The 16,967-nt window shown below is 72.1% G+C and carries 1 protein-coding gene; it reads right to left on the reverse strand.

Annotated elements, in window-relative coordinates; all coding sequences use genetic code 11:
* Positions 1 to 42: 42 nt before the first annotated feature.
* Positions 43 to 16,956, reverse strand: coding sequence for a non-ribosomal peptide synthase/polyketide synthase (locus VJT49_RS14060; RefSeq protein ID WP_324165235.1), 16,914 nt, complete (start codon positions 16,954 to 16,956; stop codon positions 43 to 45).
* Positions 16,957 to 16,967 lie beyond the last annotated feature (11 nt).

The following is a 16,967-nucleotide window of genomic DNA, read 5'->3' on the forward strand; positions in this document are numbered from 1 at the left end:
GTACGGCGCACGGGGTTTCACGGTCGTATCACCGTTACGCGGTCAGCCTTCCAGCGCCGCCGAGAGCACTTCGGTGATTTCGGCGAGCGGTTCCGCCAGCAGCATGCGGCGATGGTCGGAGTCCACCGGGTGACGCACCACGGTGCCGCGGACATAGGGTTCCCAGGCCGGCGCGGCGGCCTCGGCGGGCAGCAGTTCGGGCCGGTCCTGCTCTGCCACGAACAGCAGCGCGTCACCGTCGAAGACGCCGGGCGTGTAGTCGTGCAGCAGCCGCAGATTGTTGGCCGTCACCCGTTGCACGGCCGACGTCGTCGCGTCCGGCAACGCCGGATCCGGGCCGCCCTGGACCCGCAGCACCATGTCCCCGCCCGGCTTCAACTCCTCGAGCGGCTCCGGCGGGGTGTCCTCGTCCGCGCCGCCCGTCCGCACCGTGTGGAGCGGATAACCGTCCAGCAGCGCCAAGAGTTCGACGGTTTCGCCCTCCTCGCGCAGCACCACCGCGACGGCATGGGCGAGCACCGCGCCGTAGGACCAGCCGAGCAACCGGTACGGCCCGTCCGGCCGCACAGCGCGGATCTGCCGGGCGCTCTCCGCGGCCATCTCCTCGATCGATCCGGGCAGCGGCGCCTCGCTGTCAAGCCCGGCTGCCTGCACGGCGTAGACCGGGTACTCGCCGGGCAGCAGCCGGGCCAGGGCCGCGTACTGCCAGCCGAGTCCGCCGCCGGGGTGCAGGCAGAACAACGCGGGCCCGCCGCGGCCGGCGCGTAACGGCAGGATCCGGGCGAAGTCCCCGGTCGCGTCGGCGGATTCGTCCAGTGCACCGGCCAGTTCGGCGACCGTCGGCCGCGCGAACACCTCGCGGATGGTGATCTTCGCGTCGAGCACCGCCCTGATCCGCTCGACCAGCCGCATGGCCAGCAGCGAGTCACCGCCGAGATCGAAGAACGAGACCTCCGCGCCGACCTCGCCCGCCCCGAGCACCTCCGCGAACAGCTCGGCGAGCACGGCCTCCGCCGCCGTGCCGGGACCACGGCCGGGTGGCCGCGGCACCGGGGGCAGGCCCGCGACGTCCAGCTTCCCGTTCGCGGTGATCGGCAGCGCCGCCACCGCGACCACCGACGACGGCACGAGGTGACCGGGCAGCCGCCCCGCGGCGTACTCGCGCAGCACGCGATCGTCCACATCGGACGAGTTTTCCGCCGGGACCACATAGGCGACCAGCCGCTTGTCCCCCGGCTGGTCCTCGCGCACCACCACCGCGACCTGCCGGACGCCGTCGTGCTCGGCCAGCACCGCCTCGACCTCGCCCGGCTCGATCCGGAACCCGCGGATCTTCACCTGCTCGTCGGCCCGGCCGGCGAACACCAGCTCACCTTCGGCCGACCAGCGGGCGTAATCGCCGGTCCGGTACATCCGCGTCCCCGCGTCGAACGGGCAGGCGATGAACCGTTCGGCGGTCAGCGCGGCCCGGCCCGAGTAGCCGCGGGCCAGCCCGGCGCCGGTGAGATACAGCTCGCCGGTCACCCCGGCCGGCCGCGGCCGCAGGAACTCGTCGAGCACGCAGGCGCCGCTGTTGTCCATCGGACGCCCGAGGGGCACCGCGCCGGGCACCTGCTCCGGGTCGGTGTAGGCGAGCCGCGTGGCGAACACGGTCGCCTCGGTGGGCCCGTAGTTGGCGCTCACGGTCAGCCCCGGATGCGCCCGCAGCAGCGTCCGCACCGCCGACGCGGGCACCACGTCCCCACCGGTCAGTACCTCGCGCACGCCCGCGAAGATCTCGGGGGTTTCCTCGGCCAGCACCCGGAAAAGCCCCGCGGTGACCCACACGTTGGTGACCCCGTGCGCGGCGATCACCTGCCCGCGCCCGGCCGGGCTGACCGCGCCGTCCGGCAGGACGACCAGCCGCCCGCCGCGGGCGAGCGGAACCCAGAACTCGTAGGTCGAGGCGTCGAACGCGGGCGTGGACTGCACCAGCGTCCGTTCGGCCGTCTCGCGCGTCCAGCACCGGTCCAGCGCGAGGGCGACCACATTCCGCTGGGTGACGGCGACGCCCTTGGGGGTGCCGGTGGACCCGGAGGTGTACATCAAGTAGGCGAGGTGGTCCGGCCGCAAGCCCGGGACCGCCGGCGCGGCAGGGGAAAGCGCCGCCATCTCGACGACCGCGTCCTCCCAGACCGCGACGTCCGCGGGCACCGACGCCGCGGCGGCCCGCGAGCCGAGTACGACGACCGGTTCGGCGTCGGCGATCACGAACGCGATCCGCTCGGCCGGGTAGCCCGGGTCGATCGGCACGTACGCCGCGCCGGCCTTGACCACGCCGAGCAGGATCACCAGCAGATCGGCCGACCGGGGCAGGAGCACGCCCACCCGGCTGTCCACCGTGACACCTTGTCCGGCGAGCCAGTGCGCGACCCGGTTGGCGAGCGCGTCCACCTCGGCATAGCTGAGTGACACCTCGCCGTCGGTGATCGCGACCGCGTCCGGCGTCCGCGCGGCCTGGCGGGCGAACAACTCCGGCAGCGTCGCGACCGGAAGTTCCACCGCCGCACCATTTCCGTTCGCCGTCAGCGTGCGTCGCTCGGCGTCGTCCAGCAGGTCGAGCCGGCTCATCCGCACGTCCGGGTCGGCCGCTACCGACTCCAGCACCCGCACCAGCCTGCCGGCCAGCTTTTCGGCGGTCCGCTCGTCGAACAGGTCCTGGGCGTACTCGAGGGTACCGCCGATTCCGCCGGGCTGACCGGCGCCGTCCCGGGACTCGCCCAGCGTGACCGACAGGTCGAAGCGGGCGGCGACCGAGTCGCTCGCGTGCAGGGGCTCGACCCGGAGACCGGGCACCCGCCACGCTGACTTCCCTTCGCCGGCAGCGTTTCCGTGCAGCGCCAGCATGACCTGGAACAGCGGGTGCCGGGCGAGCGAACGCGCCGGTTTGAGCTCTTCGACGAGCCGCTCGAACGGCACGTCCTGGTGCGCGTACGCGGCGAGGTCGGTCTCCCGCACGCGGGCCAGCAGCTCCGCGAAGGTCGGGTCGCCGCCCGCGTCGGTGCGCAGCACGAGGGTGTTCACGAAGAACCCGGCCAGCTTCTCCAGCGCCGCGTCGCCGCGGCCGGCCACCGCCGTCCCCACCGGGATGTCCGTTCCGCAGCCCAGCCGCGAAAGCATCGCGACCAGCGCCGCCTGGACGACCATGAACAGGGTGGCCGAGTTGCGCCTGGCGAGTTCGGCGAGCGCGGTGTGCGTCCGCGGACCGACCCGCAGCGGCACGGCGCCGCCTTCGAACGACGCCACCGCCGGGCGCGTCCGGTCGGCGGGCAGTGCCAGTTCCTCCGGCAGGCCCGCCAGTGCGTCACGCCAGTAGCCGAGCTGCGCGCTGATCAGCGAGTCCGGATCGTCCAGCTCACCGAGGACTTCGCGCTGCCACAACGCATAGTCGGCGTACTGCACGGTCAGCGGCGCCCAGTCCGGCGGGCGGTTTTCCAGCCGGGCGGCGTAGGCGGTGTGCAGGTCGTCAGCGAGCACGCCCATCGACCAGCCGTCCAGCGCGATGTGGTGGGCCACCAGCATCAGCGCGTGGTCGGTGGCGGACAGCCGGAACAGTTCGGTGCGCCAGGGCGGCTCTTCCGCCAGGACGAACTCCTGCCGAGCGGACTCGGCCAGCGCGTCCGGCAACCGCTCGGACGTGACGTCCTCGACGCGCAGGACCGGTCCCGCGGTCAGGACTTCCTGCCGCGGCACCCCGTCGGTGTCCGGGAAGCGGGTGCGCAGCGTTTCGTGGCGGTCGGCGAGATCGCCGAGCGCCGCTTCGAGTGCCAGCACATCGAGGTCGCCGGAAAGCCGCAGGGCCAGCGGCATCGTGTAGGCGGCGCCCGCGCCGGAGGCCGCGAGCCTGCTGAGGAACCACATCCGCTGCTGCCCGAAGGAAAGCGGGATGACGTCCGGGCGTTCACGCGCGGCCAGCGCGGCTCGGGTCTCGCCCGCGGCACCGTCGACGAGCGCACCGAGGGCGGCCACCGTCTGCGCGCCGAACAGGTCGCGGATGGTGATCTCGGCGTCGAGCGCCGCGCGGATCCGGGCGATCAGCCGCATCGCCAGCAGCGAGTCCCCGCCCAGGTCGAAGAAGGACTCTTCCGCGCCCACCCGCGGCACACCGAGCACTTCGACGAAAAGTCCACAAAGGACATCTTCGGTCGGCGTGACGGGACCACGGCCCGGCGCGGCGGCGAACTCCGGTGCGGGCAGCGCGGCCCGGTCCAGCTTGCCGTGCACGGTGAGCGGCAGCTCGTCGAGTACGACGACGGCGGCGGGCACCAGGTAGTCGGGCAGCACTGTGCCCGCGTAGCGGCGGAGCTCGGCCGGGTCGACTCCGGCGTCCACCTCCGCCGGAACGACGTACGCGACCAGTCGTTTGGTCCCGGGCCGGTCTTCCCTCGCCAGTACAGCGGTCCGGCCGACGCCGGGGTGCCGGGCGAGCACCGCCGCGACCTCCCCGGGCTCGACGCGGAACCCGCGGATCTTGACCTGGTCGTCGGTGCGCCCGGCGAACACCAGCTCGCCGTCGCGGGTCCACTTCGCGAGGTCGCCGGTCCGGTACATCCGGTGCTCGGCGAACGGGCACGCGACGAACCGCTCGGCGGTGAATCCCGGCCGGCCGGTGTAGCCGCGGGCCAGCCCGGACCCGGCGAGGTACAGCTCCCCGAGCACGCCGGGAGGAACGGGGCGCAGGAACCGGTCCAGCACGAAGGCGCGGGTGTTGTCCCGGGGCATGCCGATCGGCAGCACCTCGGGGGTGGCGTCCTCCGGCGCCACCACGAACGTGGTCGCGCACAGGGTCGACTCGGTCGGCCCGTACAGGTGCCGCACCCGCAGCCGCGGCGCAGCCCGCCTGGCCGCGGCCACGGCGCCGGCGGGGACCACGTCGCCACCGGTCAGCACCTCGCGCAGACCGGTCAGCGCCCGCGGGGATTCCTCGGCCAGCACACCGAAATGCCCGGCGGTCACGTGGGCCACCGTCACGTCGTACGCCTCGATGAGACCGCTGAGCACCGAGGCGTCGACGGTCCCGGGCGGCGCGACGACCACCGTCGCCCCGTGCACGAGCGGCACCCAGATTTCGAAGGTCGACGCGTCGAAGGCGTGCGGCGCGTGCATCAGCACCCGGTCCCCCGGCGCCATGGCCCAGCCGCTGTCGCAGACCAGCCCGGTGACGCCGCGTTCGGTCGTCACGATGCCCTTCGGCACGCCGGTGGAGCCGGACGTGAACATCACGTACACCGCCGAATCCGGCGAAGGAGCGGGCACGATCGACGCGTTCGGCTCGGCGGGCAACGCTTCGTCGTCCCACCGCACCCAGCCGGGCTCGACCGGCCAGTCTCCTTGGTACACCACGAGTTCCGGCCGCGCGCCGGCGAGGATGTGCGCGATGCGCTCCGCCGGATATCCAGGATCCACCGGCACGTAGGCCGCACCGGTCTTCGTCACGCCCAGCAGCAGCACCACGAGTTCGGCGGAACGCTCCAGCAGCACGCCGACCCGGGACTCCCGGCCGATGCCCCGGCCGCGCAGCCAGTGCGCCACCCGGTCGGCCCTGGCCTCCAGCTCCGCGTAGGTCAGCTCGACCTCGCCGACGACCGCGACGGCGTCCGGCGTGCACAGCGCCTGCGCGGCGACCAAGCCCGCCAGCGAGTCCGCCGGTTCGGGCAGCGCGGTCTCGTTCCAGGACGCGACGACGTCGCGCTCCTCGGCGCCGGTCAGCACGTCAAGGCCAGTGAGCGGCACGGTGGGATCCGCCGCGACCTGCTCCAGCACGCGGGTCAGGCGGGTCGCCAAGCCTTGCGCGGTCGCCGCGTCGAAGAGGTCCGTCGCGTAGAGCAGCCCGCCGCGCAAGCCGTCCGGACGGCCGTCCTCGTCGTGCTGCTCGGCCAAGGTGAGCGACAGGTCGAAGCGCGCCGCCTCGGTCTCCTCCGCCGGCACCGGCCGCACGTCGAGGCCGGGCAGGTCCCAGGACGAGGATGCCGCCAGCGGCAGGCTCTGCAGCACCAGCATGACCTGGAACAGCGGGTGCCGGGACAGCGACCGCGCCGGCCGCAGCTCGTCCACCAGCCGCTCGAACGGCAGATCCTGGTGCGCGAAGGCAGCGAGGTCGTGCTCACGCACGTTCGCGAGCAGTTCCTCGAACGTCGGGTCTCCGCTGAGATCGGTGCGCAGCACCAGGGTGTTGACGAAGAACCCGGCCAGTTCCTCCAGCGCCGCGTCGCCCCGGCCGGCCACGACCGTGCCGATCGGGATGTCGCTGCCCGCGCCGAGCCGAGCCAGCAGCATCGCCAGCGCCGCCTGGACCGCCATGAACATCGTCGCGGAACCGCGCTTGGCGGCCGCCGCCAGCGAGGAGTGGGCTTCCCGGCCCAGCTCGACCGGGACCGACGCACCTCGGGCGGAAGCGATCGGGGGCCGGGCGCGGTCGGCGGGCAGGGTGAGCTCCTCGGGAAGCCCGGTCAGCATGTCCCGCCAGTAGGCGAGCTGGGCACCGATCACGCTGTCCGGATCACTCAGGTCACCGAGGACTTCCCGCTGCCACAAGGCGTAGTCGGCGTACTGCACCGGCAGCGGCGCCCAGCCGGGCGCCCCGCCGTCGAGGCGTGCGGCATACGCGGTGCGGAGGTCACCGGCGAGGACGCCCATCGACCAGCCGTCCACCGCGATGTGGTGCGCGACGAGCACCAGCACGTGCTCGTTCTCCGACAGCGCAAGGAGTTCGGCGCGCCACGGCAGGTCGGCGGCGAGGTCGAACCGCGCGGTGGCGACCTCGGCCATGGTCGGCACCACGGTGTCCGGGGTGACGGCCCGGGTGCGCAGCTCCGGCCGCCCGTGTGCGCCGTCCAGCACCAGTTGCCGTGGCACACCACCGGTTTCCGGAAAGACCGTGCGGAGGACCTCGTGCCGGTCCGCGACATCCGCGAGGGCCGCGCGTAGCGCCGCCACGTCCAGCGCGCCCTCCAGCCGCAGCGCGAGCGGCACGTGGTGGGCGGTCCCGGCGCCCGCCTCGGCGAGGCGGCTGAGGAACCACATCCGCTGCTGCCCGAAGGAAAGCGGCACCACCTCGGGCCGCTTCCCGGCGGTGATCCTGGCCCGGACGGCACCACCCCGGCCGCCGTCGACCAGAGCCGCCAGACCCGCGACGGTCGGCGCGCCGAACAGCTCCCGGATGGTGATCTCCACGTCGAGCGCCGCGCGGATCCGGGCGATCAGCCGCATCGCCAGCAGCGAGTCCCCGCCCAGGTCGAAGAACGAGTCCGCCACCCCGCCCGGCGTCACCCCGAGCACCTCGGCGAACAGCCCGCACAAGGTTTCCTCGGTGGCGGTGGCCGGGGCGCGCCCACCGGCGGAGCCGAACTCCGGGGCGGGCAGCGCCGCCCGGTCGAGCTTGCCGTTCGGGGTGGCCGGCAGTTCGGCCAGCTCGACGACCGCGGCAGGCACCATGTGGTCCGGCAACCTCTCGCCGACGAACTCGCGCAGCGCGGCGGATTCCACGCCACCGCCGGCCGGTACGACATAGGCCACCAGTCGCGGGACGCCGGGCTGGTCTTCCCGGGCGAGCACGACGGCGCGGCCGACGGACGGGTGGCGGCCGAGCACCGCTTCGATCTCGGCGGGCTCGATGCGGAACCCGCGGATCTTCACCTGGTCGTCGGCCCGCCCGGCGAACAGCAGCTGCCCGTCGCGGCTCCACCGCGCCACATCGCCGGTGCGGTACATCCGGCCGCCGTACGGGCACGCGACGAACCGCTCGGCGGTGCGGCCCGGCCGACCGCCGTAGCCGCGGGCCAGCCCGGGTCCGGCGACGTACAGCTCCCCGGCGACACCGGGCGCGACCGGCCGCAGGACCGCGTCGAGCACGTAGGCCCGCACGTTCCACAGTGGACGGCCGATCGGTACCCCGGTGAGCTCCGGCGTCGCGGCGAGTTCGTCCGACATCGTGACGCAGACCGTCGCCTCGGTGGGCCCGTAGGCATTGACCAGCCGCACGTCATCCGCCCAGGCCTCGGCCAGCGCGGGCGGGCAGGCTTCGCCCGCGACGATCACCGTCGCGAGGCCCGGCGGCAGTTCGTCCACCCCGGCCAGCGCGGACGGGGGCAGGGTGACGTGCGTGATTTCGTTGTCCGCCAGCACCTCGGCGAGCGGGCGGTGTGGCGGCATGCGGTCGGTGGGCGGCACGACCAGGGTAGCGCCGGAGGTCAGCGCCATCACCAGTTCCCACACCGAAGCGTCGAAGCCGAGCGCGGCGAACTGCAGCACCCGGCTGCCGGGCCCGGTGCCGAACCGGTCGAGCTGGCAGGCGGCCAGGCTCGCGATGCCCTCGTGCGAGACCACGACGCCCTTGGGTGTCCCGGTCGACCCGGAGGTGTAGATGACGTAAGCCGGGTGCGCCGGGCGCAACGGCACGGCGGGTGCGGTGGCCGGATGCCGGGCGATCTCCGCGGCCGTTGCCGGATCGTCGTAGACGACCCGGTGAAGGTGCTTCGGCACCAACGGCTCGGTCTCACGGCCGCACAGCACGAGCACGGGATCGGCGTCGGTCAGGACGAAACCGATGCGCTCGGCGGGATAGCCCGGGTCGACCGGGACGTAGGCGGCGCCCGCCTTGAGCACGCCGAGCAGGAGGACGGCCAGCTCCGCCGAACGGCCGAGCAGCATCCCGACCCGGTCCTCCGGCCGCACTCCCTTGTGCAGCAACCAGTTCGCGACGCGGCTCGCCCGTTCGTCGAGCTCGCCGTAGGTCAGCGTTCCCTCCCCGGTCACCGCGATACCACCGGGTGTCGCGCTGACCTGGGCGGCGAACAGCTCGGGCAGCGTGGCGGCGGGGACCGGCGCCGCGGTGTCGTTCCAGTCCTCGACGACCCGCCGCTCCTCCTCGCCGTCCAGCACGGCGAGCCCGCTGACCCGCGTGTCCGGCCGCGCCGCGGCCTGCCGCAGCACCCGGGTCAGCCGCTCGGCGAGCGTCCGCGCGGTGGCCGCGTCGAAGAGGTCGGTCGCGTATTGGATGCCGCCGGCGAGGCCGCCCGGCGCGCCCTGTTCGTCGCGGTGTTCGGACAGGTTCACCGACAGGTCGAACCGCGCCGCCACGGTGTCGTCGACCGGCATCGGCTCGACGGACAGCCCCGGCACCCGCACCGGTCGCTGCCCGCGCGGCAGGTTCTGCAGAACGAGCATGACCTGGAACAGCGGGTGCCGCGCCAGCGAACGCCGCGGGTTCAGTTGGTCGACCAGCCGCTCGAACGGTAGCTCCTGATGGGTGTACGCCGCCGTGTCGGCGTCCCGGACGCGCGCCAGCAGCTCGGCGAACGTGGGGTCACCGTTGACGTCGGTACGCAGCACCAGCGTGTTGACGAAGAATCCGGCGAGCTCGTCGAGCGCGCTGTCCCCGCGTCCGGCCACCGCGGTGCCGATCGGGATGTCCGTCCCGGCGCCGAGGCGGGTCAGCAGCGCGGCGAGCGCGGCCTGCACCACCATGAACAGGGTCGCGCCGGTCCGCTCGGCGATCCCGGACAGCCCGGCGTGCGCTTCCGCGTCCACCTCGAGCGGGACGGCACGCCCGCGGTGCGACGTGACCGTGGCGCGAGGCCGGTCCACCGGGAGGGTCAGTTCCTCGGGCAGACCGGCCAGCGCGTGCCGCCAGTACGCGAGCTGGCCGCTGATCAAACTGTCCGGATCTTCGAGTTCCCCGAGCACCTCACGCTGCCACAACGCGTAGTCGGCATACTGCACCGGCAGCGGCTTCCACTCTGGCGCGTGGCCGGAAACCCTTGCCCCGTAGGCGTTCCACAGCTCCGCGGTGATCAGCCCCATCGACCAGCCGTCCACCGCGATGTGGTGCGCCACGAGCACCAGCACGTGCTCGGTCTCCGACAGCGCGAGGAGTTCGACGCGCCACGGCAGGTCGGCGGCGAGGTCGAAGTGCCGGTCACCGGCGGCGGCCGTCAGCGCGGGCAGTTCGGGCTCGGTCGCGGCATACACCCGCGGGACCGGCCGCGCGGCGGGCCCGCTCAGGATCTCCTGGCGTGGTTCACCCTCGGTGGCCGGGTAGACGGTCCGCAGGGATTCGTGGCGATCGGCCACATCCCCGAGCGCCGCCCGCAACGCCGTCGCATCGAGATTTCCGCTCAACCGCAAGGAGAACGACACGTTGTACGCGGCTCCGGCGCCGGCCTCCTCGAGCTGGTTGAGAAACCACATCCGCCGCTGCCCGTAGGACAGCGGCAGGACGGCCGGCCGTTCCCGCACGGTCAGCGCGGCCCGGGTACCGCGGCGGCCGCCTTCCGCCAGCCGCGCCAGACCGGCCACGGTGGGCGCGCCGAACAACTCGCGAACACTGATCTCAATGTCCAATGCGGACCTCGCACGCGCGATCAGCCGCATCGCGAGCAACGAATCCCCGCCGAGCGCGAAGAACGAGGCGTCCGCCGGAACCCGCTCCAGCCCGAGCACCTCGGCAAACAGTCCACAGAGGACTCGTTCCGTCGCGGTGGCGGGTGCGCGACCGGGCGCGACGTCGAGCTCCGGAGTGGGCAACGCCGCCCGGTCGAGCTTGCCGTTGACCGTGACCGGAAGAGAGTCCACCGGGAGCAACGCGGCGGGGACCAGGTAGTCCGGCAGCACGCGAGCGAGGTAGTCCCGCACCGCCTCGGCATCGACTTGCCCGTTCGCCGGAACCACATACCCGACCAGCCGCTTCACCCCCGGCTGGTCCTCCCGGACGACCACCGCGGCCTGCCCGACCGCGGGATGCCCGGCCAGTGCGGCTTCCACCTCACCCGGCTCGACCCGGAAACCCCGGATCTTCACCTGTTCGTCGGCGCGCCCGGCGAACACCAGCCGTCCCTCGCGGCTCCACCGCGCCAGGTCACCGGTGCGATACATCCGCCCGCCCGGCGAACAAGCCACGAATCGCTGCGCGGTCGACGTCGGCGCGCCGTCGTATCCCCGCGCCACACCCGCACCGGCGACGTACAGCTCGCCGGTCACCCCCGGCGGCACCGGGCGCAGGAACTCGTCCAGCACGAAGGCACGGCTCCCGTCCATCGGGCACCCCAGCGGCACCGAATCCGGCACCTCGTCGGTCCTCGTGAACGCCAGTTGCGTGGTGAAAGCGGTGGTCTCCGTCGGCCCGTACGTCGTGCGCACCACCATGCCGGGATGAGCCGCCAGCAGCGCCCGGATCGCGGCCGCGGACACGACGTCGCCGCCAGTGGAAACCTCGTGCACCCCATCGAACATCTCCGGCGACTCTTCGGCCAGTACTCGGAACAACCCAGCTGTGGCATGGACGTTCGTCACCTGGTGTTCGGCGACGACCCGGGCCCGCTGCGCCGCGTCCACCTCACCGGCCGGCGCCAGCACCAGGCATCCGCCGCGCACCAACGGAACCCAGAGTTCGTAGGTCGAGGCGTCGAACGCGTGATTGGCCTGCACCAGTACCCGCTGGACCACCTCGGTGCGCCAGCACTCGTCGAGCACGAAACCCACGATGTTGGCGTGGGTGACCGCCACCCCCTTCGGCGTCCCGGTCGACCCCGACGTGTAGATGACGTACGCCAGTTGCTCCGGCCGCACCACCACATCCGGCGCCCCGGCGCTTCCCGCGGCCAGCACGTCGGCGACAGCGGTAGCGGGCGCACCGGCCACGGGCCGGTCCGCCAGTACCACCACGGGCGCGGAGTCGGTGAGCATGCGCGCGACCCGCTCGGCCGGACAGCCCGGGTCGATCGGCACATACACCGCCCCCGCCTTGAGCACGCCGAGCAGGACGGCGACCAGATCGGCAGAGCGCTCCAGCACGACCCCGACCCGATCCTCCGGCCGCACTCCCTTGTCCAGCAGCCAGTTCGCCACCCGGTTCGCCCGCGCGTCCAGCTCGGCGTAGCTGAGCGTGCCCTCGCTGCCCGCCACCGCGGCCGCGTCCGGCGAGCGCCGCACCTGGGTCGCGAACAGCCGCGGCAGGGTGCCCGCGGGGACCGGGACGGCGGTGCCCTGCCAGTGGTCGAGCACCGCGCGCCGTTCGTCGAGATCCAGCACCTCGAGCCGGCTGACCCGGATGCGCGGATCGGCCGCGATCTGCGCCAGCACCCTCGCCAGCCGTCCCGCGATCGCCACCGCCGTGAGCTTGTCGAACAGATCCGCGGCGTACTGCACGCCGCCGCCGAGACCGGCCGGTGCGCCATCGTCGTCGCGAAGTTCGTCGATCCCGATGGACAGGTCGAAGCGCGCGCCGCCCGCGATGTTCGCGGGCATCGGTTCCACCACGAGCCCCGGCAGCTCCCACGACGCCTCGGCCCGCGGATCGTCCTGCACTGCCAGCATGATCTGGAACAACGGGTTCCGCGCCAATGACCGTTCCGGCGCGACCTCGTCCACCAATCGCTCGAACGGCAGCTCCTGGTGCGCGTAAGCGGCCAGGTCCTGCTCGCGCACCCGCGCCAGCAACTCCGCGAACGTCGGATCGCCGCTCACGTCCGTGCGCAACACCAGGGTGTTGACGAAGAACCCGGTGAGATCCGCCAGCGCGCTGTCCGTGCGCCCGGCGGTCGCCACACCGACGGGAACGTCGGTGCCCGCACCGAGGCGCGCCAGCAGCATCGCCAGCGCCGCCTGGACGACCATGAACAGCGTGGCCGAGCTGTCGCCCGCGATCCGGACGAGACTCTTGTGCGCGGCCACGTCCAGCTGGAACGGCACCACGCCGCCGACGAAGGACGGGACGGCCGGGCGGCCGTGGTCGGTGGGCAGGGCCAACTCCTCGGGCATACCGGCCAGCGCGTCGCGCCAGTACGCGAGCTGGGCGCTGATCAAACTGTCCGGATCGTCGAGTTCCCCGAGCACCTCACGCTGCCACAACGCGTAGTCGGCGTACTGCACGGGCAACGGCGTCCACTCCGGTGCCCGCCCGGAAACCCGCGCGGCGAAAGCGGTGCGGAGGTCCCTGGCGAGTACGCCCACGGACGAGCCGTCCACCGCGATGTGGTGGGCGACGAGCACCAGCACGTGTTCGGTATCCGACAGCGCGAGCAGTTCGACACGCCACGGCAACTCGGTGGCAAGGTCGAAGCCGCGTCCGGCGGCCGCGGTCACCGCACCCGGCACGTCCGCCGGAACGGCGTCGGCGCAGCTCAGGGCGGGCCGGCCCGGCGCGCCGTGCCGGATCTCCTGCCGTGGCAAGCCATCGGTGGCCGGGTAGACGGTCCGCAGGCACTCGTGGCGATCGGCCACATCAGCCAGCGCCGCTTCCAGCGCGGAGACGTCGAGCGCGCCGCTCAACCGCAAGACCAGCGACACGTTGTACGCCGCTCCGGCGCCCGCCTCTTCGAGTTGGTTGAGAAACCACATCCGTTGCTGCCCATAGGACAGCGGCAGCACTTCGGGCCGCTCTCGCGCGGTGATCGCCGCTCGGACCGTGCCGCCCCCGGTGCCGGCCAACCGTGCCAGCCCGGCCACGGTGGGCGCACCGAACAGGTCCCGGATACCGATCTCCGCGTCCACCGCGGACCGGATACGGGCGATCAAGCGCATGGCCAGCAACGAATCGCCGCCGAGGGCGAAGAAGGAATCGTCGACGTCGACCCGGTCGCGGCCGAGCACGTCGGCGAACAGTCCACACAGGACTCTCTCCACGGCCGTCGCGGGAGCGCGACCGGGAGTGTGGTCGAACTTCGGGGTGGGTAGTGCTGCCCGGTCGAGTTTGCCGTTCGCCGTGACCGGCAACGAATCCACCATGAACACCGCGGCAGGCACCAGATAGTCTGGCAGCATCCCGGCCAGGTACGCACGCAACCCGTCGGTGTCGACCTGTCCGTTGGCCGCGACGACGTAACCGACCAGACGTTTGATTCCCGGTTCGTCCTCCCGCACGATCACCGTGGCCTGACCGACATCGACATGCCCAGCCAGGGCGGCTTCCACTTCACCGGGCTCTACCCGAAAACCACGAATCTTCACCTGATCATCAGCACGCCCGGCAAAGCTCAGCAACCCATCAACAGTCCAGCTCACCAGATCACCGGTCCGGTACATCCGCCCACCGAACGGACACGCCACGAACCACCCCGCCGTCAGCCCGGCCTGGCCATCGTAACCACGCGCCACACCCGCACCGGCCACATACAACTCCCCGATCACCCCCGGCGGTACCGGACGCAAAAACCCGTCGAGCACATAGACGCGGGCGTTGTCCATCGGATGACCGAGAGGCACCGAATCCGGCACCTCCTCACCCGACCCAAACGCCAGTTGCGTGGTGAACGCGGTGGTCTCCGTCGGCCCATACGTCGTGCGCACCACCATGCCGGGACAAGCCGCCAGCAAAGTCCGAACCGCGGCCGCGGACACGACATCGCCGCCAGTGGAAACCTCACGCACCCCCTCGAACACCTCCGGCGACTCCTCCGCCAGCACCCGGAACAACCCGGACGTGACATGCACGTTCGTCACCCGATGTTCAGCGACGACCCGCGCCCACCGCGCCAGATCCGCCGGCGCCAACACCAGACACCCACCCCGCAACAACGGAACCCACAACTCATACGTCGACGCATCGAACGCATGATTGGCCTGCACCAGAACCCGCTCAACCACCCCAGCACGCCAACACCGATCCAACACAAAACCCACGACATTCGCATGAGTCACCGCCACCCCCTTCGGCGCCCCCGTCGACCCCGACGTGAACATCACATACGCCAAACCCTCCGGCGAAACCGCAATACCAGGCGCCCCATCACCACCCACCGCCAAAACCTCCGCCACCCCAACCGTGCACAACCCCTCCACAAACCGATCCGCCAACACCATCGACAACCCGGCATCCGCCACCAACCCCCGCAACCGCTCCACCGGATGTCCCCCATCCAACGGCACATACACCGCCCCCACCTTCAACACACCAAGCAACACCGCGACCAAATCCGCCGACCGCCCCATCAACACACCAACCCGATCCGCACACCCCACCCCCCTACCCAACAACCAATTCGCCACCCGATCCGCCCGCCCATCCAACTCCCCATACGTCAACGACACATCACCATCAACAACCGCGACCCCACCCGGCACCCGAGCCACCTGCACCGCGAACAACTCCGGCACACTCACCGAAGGCACCACCACCGCGGCGCCCTGCCACTGGTCGAGCACCGCGTGCCACTCGGCCGGCTCCAGCACGTCCAGCTCACTGACCCGCAGGCGCGGATCCGCGCCCACCTGTTCCAGGAGCCGGGCCAGCCGCGTGGCGAGCGCCGTCACCGTGGACTCGTCGAATAGTTCCGTCGCGAACTGGATCTCGCCGCCGAGCCCGGCCGGTTCGCCCCGCTCGTCCCGGTGCTCGCCGACACTGATCGACAGGTCGAACTGGGCGGCCACCGACTCGTCCACGCGCACCGGTTCGACCACGACACCGGGCAGATCCCACTCCTCGCCCGCGGGCGTGTTCCGCAGCGTGAGCATGATCTGGAACAGCGGGTTGCGGGCGAGCGACCGCTCCGGCGCCAGTTCGTCCACCAGCCGTTCGAACGGCACGTCCTGATGGGTATAGGCGGCCAGATCGGTTTCGCGCACCCGGGCGAGCAAGTCGGCGAAACTCGGGTCACCGCTCACGTCGGTCCGCAACACCAGCGTGTTCACGAAAAACCCGACGAGGTTCTCAAGCGTCGCGTCGCCCCGCCCGGCCACCGTGGTGCCCACCGGGATGTCCGTGCCCGCGCCGAGGCGTGCCAGCAGCATCGCCAGCGCCGCCTGCACCACCATGAACAAAGTGGACGAACCCTGCTGTGCCACTTCCACCAGGCGCGCGTGCGTGTGCGCGTCGATCCCGAACGGCACGGTCGCGCCCGCGAACGACGGGATGGCGGGCCGCGGCCGGTCGGTGGGCAAGGTCAGCTCCGCGGGCAGTCCGGCCAGCGCCCGCCGCCAGTACGCGAGCTGGCCGCTGAGCACGCTGTCCGGATCGTCCAGGTCCCCGAGCACCTCCCGCTGCCACAGCGCGTAATCGGCGTACTGCACCGGAAGCGGCGCCCAGCTCGGCGGCCCACCGCGCAGCCTGGCGTCGTACGCGGCCTGGAGTTCCCGCGTGACGAGCCCCATGGACCAGCCGTCGACGGCGATGTGATGAGCCACGATCACCAGCACGTGCTCGGTCTCCGAGCACGTGAGCAGTTCGGCCCGCCACGGCGGTTCCGCGGCCAGGTCGAATCCCTGGCCCACGATGCCGGCCACCGCACCGGGAACCTCCGGCCCGGTCACCGGCCGGCTCCCCAGCGTCGGCCGGGACGACGGTCCACAAAGGACTTCCTGCCGCGGGGCGCCTTGGAGCGCGCGATAAACCGTGCGCAGGGATTCGTGCCGATCGGCGACGTCGCCGAGTGCGGTCTCCAGTGCGGCGACGTCGAGGTCACCGGTCAGCCCGAGCACCAGCGGCACGTGGTAGGCCGCGCCCGCGCCTGCCTCCTCGAGCTGGTTGAGGAACCACATCCGTTGCTGCCCATAGGACAGCGGCAGCACCTCGGGCCGCTCTCGCGCGGTCAGCGCGGTCCGGGTTCCGCCGTGGCGGTGGTCAGCCAGCCGCGCCAGTTCCGCCACCGTGGGAGCACCGAACAGGTCCCGGATGCCCAAGTCTGCCTTCAGCGTGACGCGGACTCTGGCGATCAGCCGCATGGCCAGCAACGAGTCACCGCCGAGGGCGAAGAAGGAGGCCTCCGCCGGAACCCGCTCCAGCCCGAGCACCTCGCCGAACAGTCCACAGAGGACTTCCTCGACCGCGGTGGCCGGTCCACGTCCGGTGCCGCGCGCGGTGAACTTCGGGGTGGGTAGTGCTGCCCGGTCGAGTTTGCCGTTCGCCGTGACCGGCAACGAATCCACCATGAACACCGCGGCAGGCACCAGATAGTCTGGCAGCATCCCGGCCAGGTACGCACGCAACCCGTCGGTGT

The organism is Amycolatopsis sp. (assembly GCF_035276945.1).
Classification (GTDB): Bacteria; Actinomycetota; Actinomycetes; order Mycobacteriales; family Pseudonocardiaceae; genus Amycolatopsis_E.